This is a genomic window from Xenorhabdus sp. PB61.4 (genome assembly GCF_963894935.1).
Taxonomy (GTDB): domain Bacteria; phylum Pseudomonadota; class Gammaproteobacteria; order Enterobacterales; family Enterobacteriaceae; genus Xenorhabdus; species Xenorhabdus stockiae.
Genome location: NZ_CAWQJR010000157.1, coordinates 18167 through 39173, shown reverse-complemented (window position 1 = coordinate 39173; position 21007 = coordinate 18167). Strand labels below are relative to the sequence as shown.

The following is a 21007-nucleotide window of genomic DNA, read 5'->3' as shown; positions in this document are numbered from 1 at the left end:
ATTGGCAGTGCCAGAAATATAATTTTAGTTAATTCAGTGATTATAGATATTTTATGTAATTTTAATTTATTAGGATTTAATTCTCTGCTGTTTTTGGCAGAGTGTTTCATTTAAAACAATTTAACCGATAAGATAAGTAAAAGGTAAGGAGCATATCTATGTATAAAATTGATTATAACTCATACCGTTCAATCAAAAGTTTTAATCGACGTCCACGTTTTTTAGTGATGCATTACACTGCATTAAATTTCGAAAAATCTATTGAGGCATTGACGGGTGAAGGGGTCAGTGCGCATTATTTAGTGCCTAATCCTGATGACCCAACATATAAAGCAGCTGGATTTGACAGTATTCGTATTTTTAATCTGGTTGATGAGCCTGAAAGAGCCTGGCATGCGGGAATGAGTAGTTGGTCAGGGCGAAATAACCTGAATGATACATCTATCGGCATAGAAATTATTAATGAAGCCAGTGATAATTGTGGTGTCATAACTTTTCCACCCTATCATCCAGAGCAGGTTAATGCGATCAAGGAGTTAGTCATTAATATACTACAGCGATACCCGGATATTACCCCGACTCATGTTATCGGGCATTCTGATATTGCCGTAGGTAGGAAAAGTGATCCTGGCCCTGCGTTCCCCTGGAAAGAGTTGTATGAAGCAGGAGTAGGAGCGTGGTATGACGAAGAGGTAAAACAAAAATATATTAAAAAGTTTAACCAGTCTTTTCCTGATAGAGCCGATATTCTGGAGAAATTTAGCCAGTATGGTTATGATGTCCCTGACTTGAATGATAATGACGGTTTTAAAAATTTGATTAAAGCATTTCAAATGCACTTTCGCCAGTCAAATTATGATGGAATTTCTGATATAGAAACCATCGCAATTATATATGCTTTAGTTGAAAAGTATTTTCACAAAGCCTAGGAAATAATAGAACAATTATTCGTAATATGATGTTATGAAATTTTCATTAATGTCTTATCTTAGAGTTTGTTTGTATTAAATACAGTCCCGGCAAACGATAAGAACGAATTACACTCTTTATTTTTTAAGCTGTCTCTTTTGGACTACACCTCTTCAACCGGTCATCTTATTTATAAAATATGGTGACCAGAGATGTATTAAAATCTCACCAAAAACTAGCCATTGACTGAGCTGATTTTTCCTTTACTGCCAGGATACAATTCTAAACTTCACTGAATATAATTCCATTTATATCTTTTCCATATAAATTAAATTATTGATAATAATAGAAATTATTAATTCTGTGCTTTTTTAAACTCTATGCCATTATTAATATAAATTATAGGTAATATCTATTTTAGGTAAAATTTATTGTTTTAATCGAATATATTGTTATGCTTTTTTGTTTCATCCTTGCTCTTTGGTAAATGCTAATCTAATCTTAATGTTTTCTTTATGGATTTTTTTAATCCATGGATTATATAAAGTGTTTTATGCTGAAAATATCTTAAACTGTGTTGTGGTAGCAATAGAATAAATTTTCTGGAGCATAGACAAATAACTATGCGTTTATGGTTGTATGTTTATAACGATAGTCATCAGAGGTAGGGTGCGGCCAGAAAACGAGGCAACTTAAAAGACGACGAATATATACCATTACGAAGATTGTCAGGAGCCTATGATGGGAGTACGGTTAGTTGTGATTGTCATGACGGTAGGGGTAGTTACAGCCATATATAATACCGCTGAGGCAAAATCACCTTATGATGGCGAATATTTGTGCAAAATAAATAAGGAATTGAATGATGCTACTCTCAGGAGTGGCGGGATGTATTTTTTTTCTGCAAATCAGGATACAGCTACAGTTTCTTATAAAAATGCGAGTTTTATTATTCATGAAATAAAACCTCAAGAATTTGTCAGCCCTAAATTAACTCTGATCACTAAATTTGGCATCTTAAATAAAAAAGATCTCTTAGAGATAGGTGAAAACACTTTAATATATGGTGGGAAAGGTCATGGATTGGGGTATTTTAGACCGGGTAAAAATGAGTTTTTTATTTCTAAAATAAATATTCCTAGCCTAAAGGGGGCTTATATTCTCTCTTTAGAGTACTGTGTCAAAAAACGATGAGTAATACGGAATAAAATTTTACCTAAAGAAATCAGGTTATTGAGTTAAATTAGCCTATGTTGTTAATGGATTTCTATTATGAAACATTGCGAACTACTGAATAATTCTTCATGCTACCGCTCCTCATAGCCATTCATCTGAATCATGCCTTTCAATCTAATGTGATAGATCACATTGCGATTAGTACATTTTAGAGAATCAGTCAGACTATTTTGAGAATTGAATAATAAAAAGCCAGTTTTTTATTTTAACTGGCTTATTTTTTCAGCATTGGCATAGTTTTTTACATGAAACGTTTTGTTGACAGACGAATAACAACACAATGTACATTGGAGAAGAAAGATTTTACAGATTTCATGATGGTTTCCTTTCAGAGTTTATAAATTGTGATTTACTTCACGAAAATCTAAATTCTGAGTGGCATTTTATGCACAAACAGAAAAGAGTCAAGGTATTTATTAAATTATTTTTTTAAAATTTAAAATATTTTTGTAACTTCATGTAACCAATTGAAATTAAAGTTTTAATTGGTTGGTTGTGTAACTATAACCTGTTGATTTATCACCATTTGTACTGTGACATATGCGTATAACTTTTTAATCTGTCTATACTTTACCCAGAAGAATAAGTTTTAACCTGATAGTGAGTTCAACTATTGGAGGGCGCTTATGGAAATCAGTGAAAATGGCATCAATGCAATAAAAAGTTATGAGGGCCTGAGGCTAAAAGCTTATCCAGATCCTGCGACAGGCGCTGAGCCTTGGACAATAGGTTATGGACATACAAAAGGAGTTGTTCCCGGTCAGGTGATTACCAGCCAACAAGCAGAAGCATTTTTACGTGAAGATTTAACCCCTATTTATGCCGTCTTACAACGATTCGTTAAGGTAGCTTTAACACAGGGACAATTCGATGCGTTATGTTCGTTCATTTTTAATGTGGGTATTGGTAATTTTCTTCGTTCAACGTTACTGAAAAAATTGAATGAGGGTAATCAGCAAGGTGCTGCGCAGGAATTTCTGAAATGGGATCAGGCCAACGGGCACGAATTACCCGCGTTACTGGCCCGTCGAAAATCCGAACAAAAAATGTTTCTATCATGTGCTGGCTCTTTCACCAGCACATAATTAATACCCCAGATAACTATTTTATATCAGCATCAATGACCTGATAGAAAGCATTGGATGTATCAGCGATTGTCCAGACACCAAGGATCACGTGGTAGCCTGAGCGCTCAGGAACCTCACAGTTAATATTCACTTCCTGTTCTGGCCGTTTTCCATGATCTTCCTGTGTGCAGAAAGGCGTAAGATCGAATTGTGCGCGAGCAAGAGGTTTATTCGGATCCCAGTCAGGTTTAGTTATAAAAAACTGCCATGATGTCGTGCTGTGTCGGGCAGTTAAATGCCATTTAAATGTATTTTGTCCTTTATTAACCGGAACGTGATGCCAACGATCTGCGCTTTGTTCATTGAGCTGTTTGAATTGTCCAACACCCGCACTGGCTATCTGGCCATCAGGTGGCCCTGCTTCAGGAAATCCTTTCGGGCCTTCAACAGATTGGGGTTCATACATGACAGGCCCACAATTTTTATTGATTCCTTTTTTACACAGAAGGGCTCTGCTTGGAGGGTTTTCTATATAGCCATGGCGATTCTGAGACTCAGCATTAGCGAATAGAGGAGTAGTGAATAAAGCTGTCAGTCCTACTAACAATAATGGCTTTTTAATATTCATGATAAAAGTCCTATTTTCCGTGCTTGACTGTAAAAATAGTAAATTTATTAATGTGTTATATTAAATCACTATTATAAAATATATGTGATTTATACAGTAATACATATGAGTGTTTATAACAAAATCATTAAGTTATAAATACTTAATTTATATTACAGGTATAATAGAAGGAGAGAATTTCTAAAAGAAGGTGGGGATATATAACAAAGAACCCTCCCAGAAAACAGGGAGGGTTAAGGAATAATAAGCAAATGAGGGTGTGTGAAAACATACTTTGATAATAATATATGTTACATGAATCTAGCATACAATAAACAGATAATAAATAGCTCTCTTTTTTTATAAATTTGAATACAATACGTGTCATAACCTGTCATGATAACATCGATCTTTAGGTGGTTAATGCTTTGATTATTAATTGAATTTTCTGGATGATTTTTCTCATGAAACGGTTATTGCGTTTTTTAGTTCTATTTTTAGTGCTGAAATAATCCCATCAACAGAAATTCCTTGCACTGGCGGTGAAATTTCTTTATCGCAAAATTCACGCCAAATAAAAAAAGTGAGTTCAGCTCCATCTGTAAGGTGTGACTCTGATGGTTTCCCAAAATTACCTAATATCCGATAACGTTCATCACTCCAGAATAAATTCAATATCCATTGTGATACAGGTATAAAATGAAAGTGAAATGGTGTATTGGGTGTATGACCATATCTTCTTATACACTTCGTCTTTCAAGTTGCTTCTTTGTTGGCTGCGTTCGTTCACCCCGGTCACATAGTTATCTATGCTCCCGGGGATTCACTCTCTTGCCGCCGCGATGCATCTTGAAATCCATTATGTATATATAGAGGTTTTTTGGAAAAATAATTTTTTTTAAGGTTTTTTCAATATATCCCATAAGAATTCCCATTTCCTGTATGGCTTTGTTTGATAAATCACAAATATTCATATGGTTATGACTGGATTGTAGTATCACATAGCCAGGAAGGGATGAATCAATCCTATGATTAACAATCCAATTATTTGTTTTTAGAATTATTTTTTCGTTTGGGATTTTCATGTCATAAATTTCTCAGTATTTAAATTTTATTACCGCATAATAAGCTAATTTCTATCAATTTATATAGATTCAATAAAATTTGTTGTCTTAATTATTCTATTATGGGTGGAAAAATTAAAATTTAATATTTTTTTATCCACTTTATTATTTCATTGTTGAAGAGGATTTTATTAATAAGGAAAGTGACATGAAAAATAAACAAATAACGATTGAGCAGGCAAAGGAATTCTTTTGCGATGGAATGACCGTTATGGTTGGCGGATTTATGGCAGTTGGCACTCCACCACATTTAGTTACAGCGTTATTTGATTCAGGGGTAAAAGATTTGACCCTTATTACCAATGATACTGCGCTCGTTAATATTGGTCTGGGGCCTTTGATTGTCAATGGGCGGGTAAAAAAAGTCATTGCTTCTCATATCGGAACTAATCCGGAAACAGGCCGCCGCATGATTTCCGGTGAAATGGAAGTGCAGCTGATACCACAAGGAACACTGGCTGAACGGATCCGTTGTGCTGGTGCGGGATTGGGTGGTTTTCTAACACCAACAGGTGTGGGAACCATGGTGGAAGAAGGAAAAGAGAAGAAAATGATCAATGGTCGTGAATATCTTCTGGAGCTGCCATTATATGCTGATCTGGCTCTGATTCAGGCCCATAAAGCCGATACCTTCGGCAATCTGATTTATCATCTCAGCGCCCGTAATTTTAACCCGCTTATTGCTCTGGCCGCAGATACTACATTTGTTGAACCGGATGAAATTGTTCCTGTTGGTTCTCTCGATCCGGATCAGATTGTCACGCCGGGGGCCATTATTGATTATCTCATTGTTAAATAAAGAGGGAATTAACCATGGACGTCAAAGAATTGATCGCTCGCCGTGTAGCCCTTGAATTGAACGATGGAGATATCGTTAACCTTGGTATTGGTCTTCCGACTCAGGTGGCGAACTATTTGCCAGAGGGAGTGCATATTACCCTACAGTCTGAAAACGGTTTTCTCGGTTTGGGGCCTGTTACACAGATCGATAAAGATTTGGTGAACGCAGGAGGGCAGCCCTGTGGTGTCTTGCCGGGAGCTTCTATGTTTGACAGTGCTTTTTCTTTTGCACTGATCCGGGGTGGTCATATTGACGTCAGTGTACTGGGGGGCTTGCAGGTTGACCAGAATGCGAATCTGGCTAATTGGATGATACCGGGAAAAAGGATAACGGGTATGGGTGGTGCAATGGATTTGGTCACTGGGGCTCGTAAGGTGATTATTGCAATGGAACATTGTGCAAAAGAGGGTTCAGCCAAAATTTTGCGTGAGTGTACTATGCCACTGACAGCAGTAAATGCGGTGGATACATTGATCACGGAACTTGCAGTATTCCGTTTCGAAAATAATCAGATGATATTGTTTGAGTATGCACCGGGTATAGACATTGACACTATCAAAGTGAAAACTGAGGCTGAATTTATCATCTCTCCTAATGTAAAGCCGATGTTTTCTGGTGTGATCGGAGATGGCCTATGATAGGTCGCATTTCTCGTATAATGACACGGATTGTTAGCCGCTACCTGCCTGATCCCCTCATCTTCGCCATGTTACTCACCATACTTACCTTTTTCATTGCGCTATCGTTGACGCCCAGCACTCCTGTGGATCTGGCAAAAATGTGGGGGGATGGTTTCTGGAACTTACTTGCCTTCGGAATGCAGATGGCGCTGATTATAGTCACGGGACATGCACTGGCAAGTTCCGATCCGGTTAAGCGCTTTCTGAGGCTGACTGCTTCACTGGCAAAAAATCCTGCTCAGGGAGTGATGTTAGTGACTTTTTTTGGCTCCGTTGCCTGTGTGATTAATTGGGGATTTGGTCTGGTTGTCGGCGCGATGTTTGCCCGTGAAGTAGCACGTAGGATACCCGGCTCTGATTATCCGCTGCTGATTGCTTGTGCTTACATCGGCTTTCTGACATGGGGAGGGGGTTTTTCCGGCTCAATGCCGCTGTTGGCAGCAACTCCCGGTAATCCGGTTGAACATATTTCAGGCCTGATACCCATTAGCCAGACCCTATTTACCAGTTACAATATCTTTATCACTCTCAGCCTTATCGTTGTGATGCCGTTTGTCACCCGTATGATGATGCCGAAGAAAGAGGATATTGTGATAATCGATCCAGTCTTGCTGGAAGAAGAGCCTGATTATCAGAAAAAATTGCCAGAAAATGCCCCGTTATCTGAACGTATGGAAGAAAGCCGTATTATCGCAGGGCTTATCGGAATACTGGGATTTACCTACCTCGGCATATATTTCTTCAGCAATGGTTTTAATATTACCATCAACACAGTCAACATGATTTTCCTGCTGACCGGTTTATTACTGCATAGAACCCCGATGGCGTATATGCGAGCGATAAGTGCAGCGGCGAAAAGCACTGCGGGTATTCTGGTGCAGTTTCCTTTTTATGCCGGTATTCAGTTAATGATGGAAGGCTCAGGATTGGGTAGGCTTATCACTGAGTTTTTTATTAGCGTTGCCAACAAAGACACATTCCCGATGATGACGTTTTTAAGTTCTGCACTAATTAACTTTGCTGTGCCGTCTGGTGGAGGTCACTGGGTTATTCAGGGGCCGTTTGTCATGTCTGCGGCTGAAGCTTTGGGGGCTGATTTAGGTAAATCGGTTATGGCTATTGCGTACGGTGAGCAATGGATGAACATGGCGCAACCATTCTGGGCATTACCGGCACTGGCTATTGCAGGTCTGGGTGTGCGCGACATTATGGGTTATTGCATCACCGCGCTGCTTTTCTCCGGCCTGATATTTATTATAGGACTTACCTTGTTTTATTAAAGGATACACTTCGCGGTGGCCGGTTTTTGTCGCTCCTTTGCCGCCGCGATACATCCTGAAATCCATTGTGTATAAATAATTTTTTGTTTTAGGGTAATTTCGCCACTCTGGCTTCGACTACGACACCCAGAATATGAATATTCTCACTGAGAGGTATCATACTGTACTGAGGATTCAGTGGCTTAAGATATGTATCATATCCTTCCATAATTAATTGTTTAAACGTTAATTTTTCCTCACCCTCAAGTTTTGCAATAACTAATTTATTAGCGAGGGGTTTTACTTTCGGGTCTACTAAAATGAGCATTCCCTGCGGGATACTGATTCCATTTGGTGAAGTCATAGAATCATTTTTTACTTCCAGCCAAAAAGCATGGCGTGAGCACTCAACAGTGCTGTCGTACCGCTGTTTAATATTAATACTGTAGGGCAATATGGGTTCTTCACACCAATTGCCGGCATCTGCCCAGTCGAGTAGCGGGTATTGTTTGCAGGTATCGGGTTTCTCAACCAGAGCAATATTCTTGCCATAAACAGCGGTTAAGAGTTTCTTTGCCTGTTTGTCCAATGTGGGGCTGAAATCTGTGATTGTGACCTCTAATTTATTGGCAAAATAAGCGGCTATCTCCAAATTAAGCGCATTTGTACCATTAAGATAATGCGAGATTGCTCCCTGGCTCTTGCCAAGTTCATCCGCGAATTTTTCCTGAGAGATACCTAGCTGTTTCTTCTTTGACACGTATATGTCTTTTAAGCGTTTGGCATCTGCAAGTTGTTCTGCTGTGAGTTTCTTTTTCATAAAACTCATTTTAATACCAATGCTATTAAAATAGTAAATACTAAAAGTATTGAAATATTTAATACTTTGGATATTATTCTGAAATACAGGAGGCCTATATGGAAAAGATTTCATTATCAGAATATGTAAAACAAAATGGTCAGGCGAAAACAGCGGAGTTAATTGGAGTTCATCAAACTGCTATTAGTAAGGCATTACGTGCCGGACGAAAAATATTTCTGATCCGTCAGGAGGATGGGAGTTATAAAGCTGAAGAATGTCGGCCATTTCCGAGTCAGAAACCACCTGAATCAGGGAAATAATGAGTTTCAGCAGTATTAATTATTGATTCTTGTTAATTAGTTAGTTGATTTTATTCTCATCTGTTTTGTGTATATTCTTTCGGAGAAAATATGGCTTATCACATTCGTTGTTATCTCAGAGCAATGGGGAGTATTTTTGATATTATGCCCGCAAATGATTATCAGGAAATTTTGGATAATAAAAAGAATTTGGAAAATCAGGCATATTCGGCCTGCATCGGGCCTCTGCCTCCTCCCGATGTATTAAGGGATTACGAATCCATATTGTCTGGAAGCACTGAAAGAATATTATTATTCAGGGAGAAAGAGCAAAAATTTCAGTATGACAATAATAGATTGGCGCTGGATGGCATGATAAAAAAAGAGAGGAGAGGGCAGTGGATGGGGTTTTCCATTGCGATGTTTATCTTAATTATTGCGACATTTTTTGCATTCAGAGGTGAAATGGTATTTGCAGGAACGTTAGTTACCATTGATCTGATTGGGCTGGCAGCCGTATTTGTGATAGGAAGAAAGTTAAGCAGTAAATGATCCGGCCAAAACTCGACAGTAATTCCAGTATTGTTGCAGTAAACGCAAAAGACTTCTGCATTTATTGCTCTTTTTCAGAGTAAACGATCTCATGATAATAACCCCCGAATTAAACATTAACGGTATGAGATTTTATTATGTCTGTTCCTGCATTTGGATTAGGTACTTTTCGTCTGAAAGATGATGTTGTCATAGCATCGGTAAAAAACGCTCTTGAGCTAGGGTATCGCGCGATTGATACTGCGCAGATTTACGAAAATGAAGCAGCGGTAGGCCAAGCGATAGAAGAAAGTGGTATTGCCCGTGAAGATATTTATATTACAACAAAGATCTGGACAGAAAATCTGAGCAAAGAAAAAGTGATATCAAGCCTTAAAGAGAGTCTTGTGAAACTGCGCACGAATTATGTGGATTTGGCACTCATTCATTGGCCGTCACCAAATAACGTGGTGAGTGTTGCAGAAACAATGAATGCGTTGCTGGAAGCTAAAGAAATGGGGTTAACACGTGAAATCGGTGTTTCAAATTTCACCATTGATTTGATGCAACAGGCTATTGATGCGGTAGGCGCTGAACATATTGCCACAAACCAGATTGAGCTTTCCCCTTATCTGCAAAATCGTGATGTTACTGCTTGGGCACAAGAGCATGGTATTCATATCACTTCTTACATGACTTTAGCTTATGGCAAAGCGATTCATGATGAGGTTATCGGTCGCATCGCCGAAAAACACCAGTCGACTCCTGCACAGGTCATTTTGTCTTGGGCAATGTCATTGGGGTATAGCGTGATCCCTTCTTCAACTAAGAAAGAGAATTTAGCGAGCAACTTAAAATCTACCGCGTTGAAACTTGATGCAGATGACATGGCCGCTATTGCTGCTCTTGAATGTAACGAACGTATCGTTAATCCGGAAGGCCTTGCTCCTCAGTGGGATAATTAATCACTCCCGCCTGTTCATTTACTGGGTCCATCCCTCAGCATTGCTGAGGGAAAACATATTCAAATATTACACTACCAACGAATCTGCGCCTTTCGGCTGGTAGAACGATTTGAAAAACATTTTGCTAAAATATCCAATATTTTATTGGGATCAATGACCTGTAAAGTAGATTTACAACATTTCGACGATGGTAATACCACCGATAATAGAGATAAGGGCAGCAAGAGTACTGAGTAACACAGTTTCTGCGGAGGTATCTGTGTAGGCTTTGTTAGTGATTGCCAGAGCAGGGACTGCTGTTGCGGTTGGCAAAAACCCGATAATAAATGCCGATTTCAGCATATCGCTTTGAAGACCTAATGCGAGACCTGTACCAAGGACTAAAGCTGCCTGTACAAAGTTTTTCACGAAGACGTTAAAAACGATTTCAACACTGATCTTTAATTTAATGCCTGAGAGTAATAGGCCAAGGAAGAACAGGGCAACACCACCCGCCGTTTTACCTAATTCATCGACGGAGTTTTGCAAAATTTCCGGTAGTTTGACGCCAAAAATTGCCAATAGTGCCCCCAGAATGGGTAAGAACACTAATGGTTGAGCAATGGCTTTTCCAACCGATTTTAAAACGCTACTATTTTGTTGCCTGTCACTTATCATCAGCAAAGTGAAAGGAATAATAATAATCGTATAGATTAAATTCCCAAGTATCATGGCAATCAGGCCGGATGAACCGACGGTTGCCAATAATACCGGTGGCCCACAGTAAGCCATGTCAGGGAAAGAAACGGATAATGCCTGCATGGCCGAGTCTTTTTTATCATGGCGGAAGAGAATCTTACCTGCAAAAAAACCGATAATATAAGATGCAATCAACCCGACAGCTAACGTTAATAAGTAGTTAATATTTAGTAGTACTGATGGTGGTGCTTTTGCGGCTGCGAGAAATAAAGCAAAGGGTAAGGCAATCTTAACAACAAAGTCGGCAAATGCTTGTGAATATTCACGTTTTATCAATCCATATTTACCGGACAGCCAACCTACCGCTAAACCTAAAACAATAGGCCCGAGTGCAGCCATTATTATTTGTAATAGCATAAAGCCCCTCAAAAGATGAAATAACAATACACGTTAATCAGAATAGCAGGCTTATGAGGTATCTGAGATCCTATACTACTTTAATCCCAGATAGGACAGAATGGCCTGTTGAACCTTTAGTGCTGAGTTTAAGGTAGTTGAGGAGGTTAACCCCGTAATATGGGATATCCTCATTAGTTGTTTTTCTATTTTTCAATAAAATTAATATGATAAGTGATTTGGCTTCTATCTCTTGCTTTACTTTCAACGAGTTAGTTTTGTGTGAGCTGATTAAAATAAGTGTGTAACTTCAGGGGATTGTACTGAAATTACAAGCCGAATATCAATAAAATCATCATACATTCTGGCTATTGTTACGGTAAACTCTGTCACAAAATCGAGCAATGAGAGAGGCATCTGGTTATAAAACTAATATAGTTATTCACTACAGAGAAATAATATGGATATTAAAACGTTATGTAAGCTTTATCAGTCAAAAGAGGATATTAAATATCTCTTTTTCTGGGGGCATAAAACCCACCATACTGAACTCATCACTAAATCATGCTTAAGCCAGTGGTATCCTGCGAAATTTGTCGTAGATGGCGTCAGTTATATTAGTGCAGAACATTATATGATGGCTGGGAAAGCCCGGTTATTTAATGATTTTGCTACAATGGAAAAAATTATTAATGCAAAAAATCCGGGAGCCGCGAAATCTTATGGTCGGGAAGTGATAGGCTTTAACCAATCAATTTGGAACGAGCATCGGTCAAAGATTGTTATTGATGGAAATATAGCTAAATTTTCTCAAAATCCGGCAATGGAGGCATTTTTATTGCGGACGGGAGATAAGGTATTAGTAGAAGCCAGCCCTGTAGATAGGATTTGGGGTATAGGAATGGCAGAAGATAATCCTGATATTTATAATCCCTTAGCATGGAATGGTTTGAACTTACTAGGCTTTGCTTTAATGGCTGTGCGCGAAAAATTAAAAATCGAGGGTGAGTGAATATAGAATATGCCCGACACTCTTGTTCATTAGGATATACACTTCGTCTTTCAAGTTGCCTCTTTGTTGGCTGCGCTCGTTCGCCCCAGTCAAATAGTTATCTATGCTCCTGGGGATTACTGAGAGGCTCCTGCCTCTCACCGGAGGCCAGCCTTTGGCTGGGCAAATTCGTTCCCGACAAATTTGTCTCTCCCTTGCCGCCGCGATGCATCTTGAAATTCATTGTGTATAGAATCAATGACACCATCAATAATAAAGGAGCTGGCTATGTTTTCTGGTAAAAAAGTTGTTATTATTCACGGTTATACTGCTTCACCTTCATCACATTGGTTTCCCTGGTTAAAAGAAGTGCTGACTGAACAAGGTGCAGAAGTTATTGTGCCGGAAATGCCTGAATCGCTATCACCTACACCGGAAGCGTGGGCCAGAAAGCTAATGGAGATTGCACCCAATGTGGATGGTAATACAATCTTTATTGGTCATAGTGTTGGGTGTGTGACTTTTCTTCGTCACTTAGAAGCAATCAGAGCCACAACCGATAAAATTGGTGGGTATATTCTGGTTTCAGGGTTCGATTCAGTACAGAGTACCTTGCCGGAATTGACACGCTTTACTCTTCAACCATTGAATTATGCATTTTTACGTGAAGTAACAGCACACCGTGTTTCTATCATTTCTTCTAATGATGAAATTGTCTCTCCCGAATCATCTCATGCTCTTGCTAATTCATTACAAACTGAAATTATTAATATTGAGAATGCAGGGCATTTTCTCGACAGGGAAGGTTTTATCCGTTTGTTGCCTGTTTATGATGCCCTGAAAGTAATGGTATCCGGTTGAACAGTATCAGCTCACTTTACTTCTGTTATTTTGCCTAAACTATCATCAGCCATCAGATAAAAAAGATGTTTTGTGGAACAGGTTTATCTATTTTTATGTTTCGCATTACGTTGCCTGATGTGCTGGTCATGGGCAATATGATCAGTCAAAACAATATTATTGCCGTTAATTTTATTTTGGGCAGAGGTGAAGGTCATGATTATTTCCGCTTCAACTGATTACCGGGCTGCGGCACAGGATAAGCTACCCCCTTTCCTGTTTCATTATATTGATGGCGGAGCCTATGCAGAACACACCCTGAGACGTAATACCGAAGATTTATCTCATATTGAGCTGCGCCAGCGTGTGTTGAAAGACATGTCTGAACTGAATCTGGAAACGTGTCTATTTGGTGAGAAGATATCAATGCCCGTGGCATTGGCTCCTGTCGGTTTAAGTGGTATGTATGCTCGCCGTGGAGAAGTACAGGCCGCCCGTGCCGCGACTAAAAAAGGTATTCCATTTACCTTATCTACGGTATCTGTATGTCCGATTGAAGAAGTGGCTTCAGCAATCGAGCGCCCGATATGGTTTCAGCTTTATGTGTTAAAAGATCGCGGTTTTATGCGTAATGTTCTGGAAAGGGCAAAGGCAGCCGGTGTTAAAAATCTGGTATTTACTGCTGATATGCCTGTTCCCGGTGCTCGCTATCGCGATGCTCATTCAGGAATGAGTGGCCCGAATGCAGCAATACGGCGTTTTTTACAGGCAATCACCCATCCGCGTTGGGCGTGGGATGTTGGTGTGATGGGGAAGCCCCATGATCTTGGCAATATATCTCTATACCGTGGTATGCCGACCAAACTGAAAGATTATATGGGGTGGATAGGGAGCAATTTTGATCCTTCTATATCATGGAAAGATTTAGAGTGGATACGCGATTTTTGGCAAGGGCCTATGATTATTAAAGGTATCCTTGATCCTGAAGATGCTAAAGATGCTGTCCGTTTTGGCGCTGATGGTATTGTTGTTTCTAATCACGGTGGACGACAACTGGATGGTGTTCTCTCTAGTGCCAGAGCTTTACCGGCTATTGCAGATGCTGTTAAAAATGACATTACAATTCTGGCTGACTCGGGTATTCGCACAGGGTTAGATGTCGTAAGAATGCTTGCATTGGGTGCTGATAGTGTTTTATTGGGGAGAGCCTTTGCGTATGCTCTGGCAGCAGCGGGGGAAGCGGGAGTTTCCAACTTATTAGAATTGATTGATAAAGAAATGCGGGTTGCTATGACACTGACGGGAGCAAAATCTGTCACGGATATTAATTCAGATTTATTAGTGAATAATCTGAGGCCATTGTTTTAACTTACTACTGGTTTGAAGTTAGCAGAGTCAGCAAGGTATGAAGCTGCTGACTCTTTTTTATTAGATCCCGATTGGGCGATACCCTTGCCATTCCGGTTTATCAGGCAGCCCGTTAGGGTTTTCAGTCAGATGAATATAGTAGCCACTTACTTGCCCCAAAAGCAGGCAGTCATCAACATCTTTCAGATTATCTTTATGTAATTGATCATAGCCAGTAAGCAAATATTTTTTTGCTTTTTCTTTTGCTTCTTCATCTGTACGGCCAACAAAAAAACCGTATTCATGGGCTTCTGCCAGTGAATTGTTTTGATAGCCACCTACGTTTACAAAATAAAGTCGTAAATCCCCGGCGTATTCATTTTTGCTGAGAGAAATATCATAGCCATCTGCCCATCTAACAGGCATATAGCCATCCAGATGAAGTTTATCTTTATCACCAAACCACACATCGCGTAACACGGGATAGGCTTCTTCAACCTTATTTATAGCAACAAACTGGACATCATGAACTTCGATATTGGATTTTCCGGCATTTCCACCAAGATAAAACATATATAACTGAGTCATACATTTCCTTATTGCTTTTTTTAATTTTTACTCTCAGAAGCAAGATGATAATTGATTTAAAGCACAATTTGACCGTAAGAAAATAGTTTAGCTTTTCCTGTCAGATAAACACGTTTTCCTTGCACTTCACACAATATATCACCACCCCGTTCAGATAACTGACGGGCGCGGAGGATGGATTTATTAAGCCTTTTACCCCAGAAAGGCGCTAAAACACAATGTGTTGAACCCGTGACAGGATCTTCATTAACGCCTTTCGCCGGAGCGAAATGGCGTGAAACAAAGTCAGTGGATGAATCGCCGGGAGCAGTAATGGCAAGTCCCGGTAAAGGAAGGGAAGCGACTTTATCGAAATCAGGCTGAATATGGCGGACTTGCTCAGCAGAATCCAATACACAGATATAACGATCATGGGAGGCAAATACTGCTTTGATTTTTTGCCCCAGAGCATCCTGAATAACAGGAAGCAGAGTGGCTTCTTCCTGGCAATCAGCAGCAGGGAAATCTAATGTAAAAACACCATCCTGATGAGTCACATGCAGATCACCTGAACGGGTCTTAAATGTAATTAATTTATTTTGGTATGAACATTTTTCAACGAGGACAAAAGCGGTTGCCAGTGTGGCATGCCCACATAAATTCACTTCAACTCTGGGAGTAAACCAGCGCAGGTGATCACCGACTAAAAAAGCTGTTTCTGAAAGATTGATTTCAGCAGCGATAGCGATAAGTACCTCGTCTGACAGCCATTCATCCAGTAAGACAACAGCAGCAGGATTGCCGGAAAAGTTTTTTTCTGTGAAAGCATCGACATGATAAATAGGGTATGAAGACATCAAAAACTCACTTTACATAAAAAAATCTCAGCTAGCATGTTGAAATTGCTTTTGATTGTAAAGGGGTATTTGTTTTTGGCCTACTAACTACCTATAACTGGTAGTTGATCTCAGTGGAGAATGACTATTAAATAATGATTTTTAGTTATAATCACACTAGGATATTTATGCAGTTTAAAAGGATTACCGGCCTGCTTTTTTTTATGGTAATTGGTTGTTCTCAGGCGTTCGCGCATGATTTTAGCTATAAAAGTAATATACCCGTTGATAACAAAACGCCAGAAGAATACCTGAAAAAAAGAGAAGGATTGGGTACTAACAACTGGCAGGTTGATAAACTGGCACGAGACAACGCGCTGGTTGAGAAACGGGAAGAAGAAGCGGATAAATATAAATATGTCCGAAAAGATGATTCAAAAGCACATCTTGGGTTTTCTTATGATTGGGATAATCAAAAACTGAAATTTCCTCATAATGACAAAGACTGGGCAACGATGCATGACAGAAATCGAGCCACCCAACGCAAATGCTACCGGGAAACCAGACAAAAGCTGGAACAAAAATGGGGAAATGGCTATTCCAATATGGAGATCGTGGATGCCTGTGGAGGGGCTTATTAGATGGTTCATTGAGCCACCTATTTAACTTTGTAGCTTAATATTTTTTTAGAAATCAGGCTGTCACTTTTGGAGTGAGAGCCTGATTTTTTAAGTTATGATGATTGATATGTAATGGCTTTCAGAGACTTTATAGCCAAGAAAGACGTAACCTGAAAGGGGCTGAGTATCTAGTGAATATTATCGCTATTATCACCATATAAAGATGGCATACCTTCGGGACGTGTTTTAAAACGGCGATGTAACCACATATATTGCTCTGGCGCCTGCATGATCTCCTGCTCGATGATCTTATTCATAAATCCGGCGGCCTCTGTTTCATCTTTTTCAGGGAAGTTTTCTACAGCAGGTTGAATAATCAGCTCATAACCTTTTCCATCTGGTAGTCGGCGCGGAGTAAAAGGAAGTAGAACCGGATTCGATAATCGAACCAGAATTGAAGTCCCGGTTGTTGTTGCCGCATGTTCAACTGCGAATAATGGAGCAAATACACTTTTACGTGGGCCATAGTCATGATCTGGTGCGTACCAGACAATTTCACCATTTTTCAGGCAGCGGATCATTCCCTTAAGATCTTTCCTGTCCAGCATATATTTGTTGGAGCGTAAGCGCCCCCAGGTTTGTAACCAGTCCAGAACCGGATTATCATTTGGTCGATAAACACCGACACCCGGATTCAGTATACCGAAAATGCGAGCACCCAATTCCAGTGTCAGGAAGTGGATCCCAATAATAATGATCCCCTGACCTGTGGTCTGCGCTTTCTGGATATTTTCCTGTCCTGTCACTTTGAACCAGCGCTTTACTCTCCAATCAGGCCAGAACCATGCCATACCAGTTTCAAGTAATCCCATGCCCACGGATTCAAAATTTTTGACCAGCCACTTATCCCGTTCTTCCTGTGACATATCGGGGAAACAGAGCCGCAGATTACGCTCAGCGATTTTAGTCCGTTTTTTTAAAAAGCGCTGTGAGAGCCGGCCAAGGCGGGTTCCGATCCAGTAAATCGCTGGATAGGGAAGTAAGACTAATAAATAAAGTATTCCGATACCCAACCAAGTCAGCCAGTGGCGGGGATGTAAAAGTGAACGACGAAAAGAGGGTGTCTGTATCATGTGTTTTCAGTGTCTTAAAGATAATTCTTGAACTATAAAAAAACCTGTCTTATAACGCCTCAGGAGTAATATGGGGCTATTGTGACACTTTTTAGTGGAATATCGAAATATCAGGGCACTAAATGGTTAATCAAGCAATAGCAAATTAGCAGTTATCCTTACGGCTTTGGCCTTGCTGTATCAGATGGTGATTATGATATCACCAGATATGATATTCAAATGGTTGTGTTACCTCGTTGAATGGAAGCAGGGTAGGGAGTACAGAAGGCAGCATGATTAGCAGCAAGAGCGCAGGAATAAATACCCGCCATCTTTCAAGCTACAGCTGGCTTTATTAACTGTATTCACTTACACCGGCATAGTGTCAAATTATAACTTTTTTACGGCTTTCTTTGCTTGATCTTCATTTCAGATAGGAGTATCACTAGGAAGCCTTCTGAATAAGAAACATTCATTGTTTTATTTTCATAGTAAGTAAGTGAGGAAGTAAGACATGAAACGACAAAAAAGAGATCGTTTGGCACGTGCACTTTCCAGGGGCTATCACGCTGGTATTTTAGGGCGACCGCGGGAAAATTGCCCTTACCATTCGTTAGATGCCCGCTCACACTGGCTGGGGGGTTGGCGTCAGGCGATGGAAGACCGTGTTTGATTGCTGTGACTTTAGTCAATAACCCGTTACTTTAATAACAAATCACCTCTGCCATAATGCAGAGGTGATTTGTATAAGATAAGGGGAGTAAACATCAGGACAAGAAAATCAAAAATTACTGGTATCTTTGAAGATCCCTACCTTCAGATCAGTGGCTGTATAGATAAGTTTACCGTCAACCAACACTTCACCATCAGCCAGACCCATAATCAGTTTCCGGTTTATGACGCGTTTAAAATTAATGCGATAGGTGACCATTTTTGCTGTTGGTAACACTTGCCCGGTGAACTTTACTTCCCCAACACCAAGCGCCCGACCTTTACCTTCACCGCCAAGCCAGCCCATGAAGAAACCAACAAGCTGCCACATCGCATCAAGACCGAGGCAACCTGGCATAACGGGATCTTTGAAAAAGTGGCAACCGAAAAACCACAAATCAGGGTTAATATCAAGTTCAGCTTCGATATACCCTTTGTTATAAGTGCCACCATCTTCTGTCATTTTAATGATGCGATCCATCATTAACATATTGCCGGAAGGTAATGGTGGCCCATTTTCACCAAATAACTTACCTTGTCCAGAGGCTTGAAGTTCTTCTTTAGTGTAGGACTCTTGTTTTTTAAACATATTCTCAGATAGCCTTATTATTGGGTAAGGCTAGAGAATAGCGTACACTTGTACGCTGAACAACTCCGATCAGATATCTTGACACTAACCCAGCCAGCGCAAGAACCAAGGTAATTTTGGGCGTTCCTGACTATTAACTTGTGTAATACGCTCGTATATCATAGCTAACAGATGTTCTTTCTGTTCATCATAATAAGGGATGTCTGTCAATAATGAAGCGGCCTCGGATACGTGCTCTACAGCCCAAATATGGAATTCTCCATTTTTCACTGCATTAATAACATCCTGATGCAAACATAAATGCTGCACATTGGCTGCTGGAATAATCACACCCTGTGAACCGGTTAGCCCACGGCAGTGACATACACGGAAAAAACCTTCAATTTTTTCATTAACACCACCAATCGGCTGAACATTACCAAATTGATCGACGGCTCCTGTCACCGCAATTTGCTGGTTTATCGGCTGTTGAGACAGGGCACTGATTAATGCACATAATTCAGCTAACGAAGCACTGTCTCCATCGACTTCGCCATAGGATTGCTCGAATACAATAGAAGCAGAAAAGGGTTGGGGCTGATCGAGTTTTAACTCAGAAATCAAGTAGGCCTGCATAATCATCATACCCTTGGCGTGAATATTCCCCCCAAGCTCGACTTTACGCTCTACATCAATAAATTCGCCATCGCCTAAATGGGCAACACAACTGATTCGAGAGGGTTCACCAATCGGATCTGGATGGCCCGGATATTCAAGTACAGACAATCCGTTTATTTGACCAATAACAGTACCCTGTGTACGGATCAGTATTTGACCTTTCAGAATTTCGTCCATACTGCGTTCAGCTAAATAGCTATGACGCCAGCGCCGGTTATCTTCTGCCTGTTGCAGAGAATGCAGGGTAATCTGATTTTCCTGCTGATAATTAGCCGCTGTTTCCAGAGTCTGTTTCAGCCACTGGATGTCTAAAGGTAAACTGAATTGATCTTCGGTGTAGCGAATAGCTTGCCTGAATAATTCGCTCCAGGCATCTTGGCTCAAAGACGGGAGTTTTTGCTGCTGAATGAATCCACTTACATACCGACACCACATTGCCAGATCATCTTCCTCATGAAATGGCATATCAGGTTCGAATTCACTGTATAAAGCACTGCTTGCCAATTCCGGCTCAATAGTATGCAATTCGTCAAGACTGAACCGATCTCCTACAAGGATCAGGCGCAAATCTAATGGTATTGAGGGAACTGGCAGAGGCAGAGAATGGTTTTCATTGTGTGGTAACCAGTCAAAACGTCGTTGAATGATCATCTGTTTGAGCCGAACCCACATTAATGGCTGGGATAGCAGCGTGCGTAGGGGTAAGATTAAAACACCACCATTAACTTGGTGGATAAGCCCCGGCTGGAGTTGAAGCACATTCTGGTGTGTGTAGATGTTGCCAAATAATTGTTCAGGTTCAATCCACTCACGATAAGCAACTCTTTGATTTGGCGAGAAAGGGCCTTCACCGGAGGAATGCCATGTAATGGTTTGGTGTTCTATCTGATAATAACCACCAACATCAGGATAGCTTTCTGGTAATAATGTAGAAACTGTATCGGATAAAAGGGCCAGGCAAGCATCACTTTCTTCTGCTTTTAACAGCATAAAAGATTGGCGTAAATTGGCCTGACAAAAAAGTGTTAGCCCATTGTGCAGCCTGGGTTGAATGACTTCCAGGGTGGCGGAAGGTGATTCAGAAACAGAATTGAAAAGTGATTGATAAGGTACACTATTTGGCTGTAATGATTGCCAGTCTAATTTTATATTCGTCAAAGTGATAGCTACATGTAGTGAAAAAGAAACATTTATTATACAAGATTAGGCTGTTAACCAACATGCCATAATCCTTGAAAGGCATGATATTTGTACTATCCCATTGATAGTTTAAGAAATGCACGATAATCCGGTGCTGTTATGAGAAATTAAGATAAATAATTGCTATGCTTAATTTAAGTTAC

23 protein-coding genes are annotated in these 21007 nt (G+C 40.1%); 14 read left to right on the top strand and 9 right to left on the bottom strand.

Going from position 1 to position 21007, the window contains the following annotated elements; genetic code table 11:
- Positions 1-158: 158 nt before the first annotated feature.
- The 3 genes from AACX68_RS10535 (at position 159) to AACX68_RS10525 (ending at position 3230) form a co-directional block, all read left to right on the top strand.
- Positions 159-929 carry an N-acetylmuramoyl-L-alanine amidase gene (locus AACX68_RS10535; protein ID WP_228859101.1) on the top strand — a complete coding sequence of 257 codons (771 nt, stop codon included), beginning with the start codon at positions 159-161 and terminating at the stop codon, positions 927-929.
- Between the two features lie 718 nt (positions 930-1647).
- Entirely contained in the window at positions 1648-2103 is a 456-nt protein-coding gene (locus AACX68_RS10530; RefSeq protein WP_339389323.1) for a hypothetical protein, read from the top strand.
- Between the two features lie 668 nt (positions 2104-2771).
- A complete protein-coding gene (locus AACX68_RS10525; protein ID WP_228859099.1) occupies positions 2772-3230 on the top strand; it encodes a lysozyme in 459 nt (152 codons plus the stop codon).
- A gap of 16 nt (positions 3231-3246) precedes the next feature.
- On the opposite strand, the gene AACX68_RS10520 is transcribed toward AACX68_RS10525, so the two are convergent.
- Entirely contained in the window at positions 3247-3840 is a 594-nt protein-coding gene (locus tag AACX68_RS10520) for a lytic polysaccharide monooxygenase (RefSeq protein ID WP_228859098.1), read from the bottom strand.
- A gap of 782 nt (positions 3841-4622) precedes the next feature.
- On the bottom strand, positions 4623-4904 hold the full coding sequence (locus tag AACX68_RS10515) for a hypothetical protein (protein ID WP_228859097.1): 282 nt from the start codon (positions 4902-4904) through the stop codon (positions 4623-4625).
- 187 nt (positions 4905-5091) lie between these two features.
- On the opposite strand from AACX68_RS10515, the gene atoD reads away from it, so the two are divergent.
- From atoD to AACX68_RS10500, 3 genes are read left to right on the top strand one after another with little or no spacing between them, the layout of a single operon-like run.
- A complete protein-coding gene (gene atoD / locus AACX68_RS10510) occupies positions 5092-5742 on the top strand; it encodes an acetate CoA-transferase subunit alpha (RefSeq protein WP_228859096.1) in 651 nt (216 codons plus the stop codon).
- A 14-nt stretch (positions 5743-5756) separates the two neighbouring features.
- Positions 5757-6422 carry a 3-oxoacid CoA-transferase subunit B gene (locus tag AACX68_RS10505; RefSeq protein ID WP_228859095.1) on the top strand — a complete coding sequence of 222 codons (666 nt, stop codon included), beginning with the start codon at positions 5757-5759 and terminating at the stop codon, positions 6420-6422.
- On the top strand, positions 6419-7744 hold the full coding sequence (locus AACX68_RS10500; protein WP_228859094.1) for a TIGR00366 family protein: 1326 nt from the start codon (positions 6419-6421) through the stop codon (positions 7742-7744). Before AACX68_RS10505 ends, AACX68_RS10500 begins: the two co-directional genes overlap by 4 nt.
- Positions 7745-7832: 88 nt before the next feature.
- Here AACX68_RS10500 and AACX68_RS10495 read toward each other — a convergent pair whose 3' ends face one another.
- A complete protein-coding gene (locus AACX68_RS10495; RefSeq protein WP_228859093.1) occupies positions 7833-8543 on the bottom strand; it encodes a LexA family protein in 711 nt (236 codons plus the stop codon).
- A gap of 98 nt (positions 8544-8641) precedes the next feature.
- On the opposite strand from AACX68_RS10495, the gene AACX68_RS10490 reads away from it, so the two are divergent.
- From AACX68_RS10490 to dkgB, 3 genes are all read left to right on the top strand, one after another.
- Complete coding sequence (locus AACX68_RS10490) at positions 8642-8845, top strand: Cro/CI family transcriptional regulator (RefSeq protein WP_228859092.1); 204 nt, start codon at positions 8642-8644, stop codon at positions 8843-8845.
- A gap of 90 nt (positions 8846-8935) precedes the next feature.
- Positions 8936-9376 carry a DUF2335 domain-containing protein gene (locus AACX68_RS10485; protein ID WP_228859091.1) on the top strand — a complete coding sequence of 147 codons (441 nt, stop codon included), beginning with the start codon at positions 8936-8938 and terminating at the stop codon, positions 9374-9376.
- 137 nt (positions 9377-9513) lie between these two features.
- Entirely contained in the window at positions 9514-10320 is an 807-nt protein-coding gene (gene dkgB / locus AACX68_RS10480; protein ID WP_228859090.1) for a 2,5-didehydrogluconate reductase DkgB, read from the top strand.
- Between the two features lie 171 nt (positions 10321-10491).
- Here the strand turns inward: dkgB and AACX68_RS10475 are convergent, their stop codons facing one another.
- Complete coding sequence (locus AACX68_RS10475) at positions 10492-11415, bottom strand: AEC family transporter (protein WP_228859089.1); 924 nt, start codon at positions 11413-11415, stop codon at positions 10492-10494.
- Positions 11416-11854: 439 nt separating this feature from the next.
- Here AACX68_RS10475 and AACX68_RS10470 point away from each other — a divergent pair, with 439 nt between their 5' ends.
- The 3 genes from AACX68_RS10470 (at position 11855) to lldD (ending at position 14593) form a co-directional block, all read left to right on the top strand.
- The gene (locus tag AACX68_RS10470; protein WP_228859088.1) at positions 11855-12406 is read left to right on the top strand and encodes an NADAR family protein; all 552 of its coding nucleotides are present in this window, start codon (positions 11855-11857) and stop codon (positions 12404-12406) included.
- Between the two features lie 267 nt (positions 12407-12673).
- Entirely contained in the window at positions 12674-13246 is a 573-nt protein-coding gene (locus tag AACX68_RS10465; protein ID WP_228859087.1) for an RBBP9/YdeN family alpha/beta hydrolase, read from the top strand.
- 195 nt (positions 13247-13441) lie between these two features.
- Positions 13442-14593, top strand: coding sequence for an FMN-dependent L-lactate dehydrogenase LldD (lldD, locus tag AACX68_RS10460; RefSeq protein ID WP_228859086.1), 1152 nt, complete (start codon positions 13442-13444; stop codon positions 14591-14593).
- A gap of 60 nt (positions 14594-14653) precedes the next feature.
- Here the strand turns inward: lldD and AACX68_RS10455 are convergent, their stop codons facing one another.
- Complete coding sequence (locus AACX68_RS10455; RefSeq protein ID WP_228859085.1) at positions 14654-15160, bottom strand: DUF1543 domain-containing protein; 507 nt, start codon at positions 15158-15160, stop codon at positions 14654-14656.
- A 56-nt stretch (positions 15161-15216) separates the two neighbouring features.
- Positions 15217-15996, bottom strand: coding sequence for a PhzF family phenazine biosynthesis protein (locus tag AACX68_RS10450; protein ID WP_228859084.1), 780 nt, complete (start codon positions 15994-15996; stop codon positions 15217-15219).
- A gap of 167 nt (positions 15997-16163) precedes the next feature.
- Between AACX68_RS10450 and AACX68_RS10445 the strand changes: the two genes are divergently transcribed.
- Entirely contained in the window at positions 16164-16616 is a 453-nt protein-coding gene (locus AACX68_RS10445) for a hypothetical protein (RefSeq protein ID WP_228859083.1), read from the top strand.
- A 167-nt stretch (positions 16617-16783) separates the two neighbouring features.
- Here the strand turns inward: AACX68_RS10445 and AACX68_RS10440 are convergent, their stop codons facing one another.
- A complete protein-coding gene (locus AACX68_RS10440) occupies positions 16784-17728 on the bottom strand; it encodes a Kdo(2)-lipid IV(A) acyltransferase (RefSeq protein ID WP_228859082.1) in 945 nt (314 codons plus the stop codon).
- A gap of 493 nt (positions 17729-18221) precedes the next feature.
- Between AACX68_RS10440 and rmf the strand changes: the two genes are divergently transcribed.
- Positions 18222-18380, top strand: a complete 159-nt coding sequence (rmf, locus tag AACX68_RS10435; RefSeq protein ID WP_086956221.1) for a ribosome modulation factor — start codon at positions 18222-18224, stop codon at positions 18378-18380.
- A 108-nt stretch (positions 18381-18488) separates the two neighbouring features.
- Here rmf and fabA read toward each other — a convergent pair whose 3' ends face one another.
- Both fabA and AACX68_RS10425 read right to left on the bottom strand, forming a co-directional pair.
- Positions 18489-19007 carry a bifunctional 3-hydroxydecanoyl-ACP dehydratase/trans-2-decenoyl-ACP isomerase gene (gene fabA / locus AACX68_RS10430; protein WP_086956222.1) on the bottom strand — a complete coding sequence of 173 codons (519 nt, stop codon included), beginning with the start codon at positions 19005-19007 and terminating at the stop codon, positions 18489-18491.
- A gap of 84 nt (positions 19008-19091) precedes the next feature.
- Complete coding sequence (locus AACX68_RS10425) at positions 19092-20822, bottom strand: AAA family ATPase (protein WP_228859081.1); 1731 nt, start codon at positions 20820-20822, stop codon at positions 19092-19094.
- Between the last annotated feature and the right edge of the window lie 185 nt (positions 20823-21007).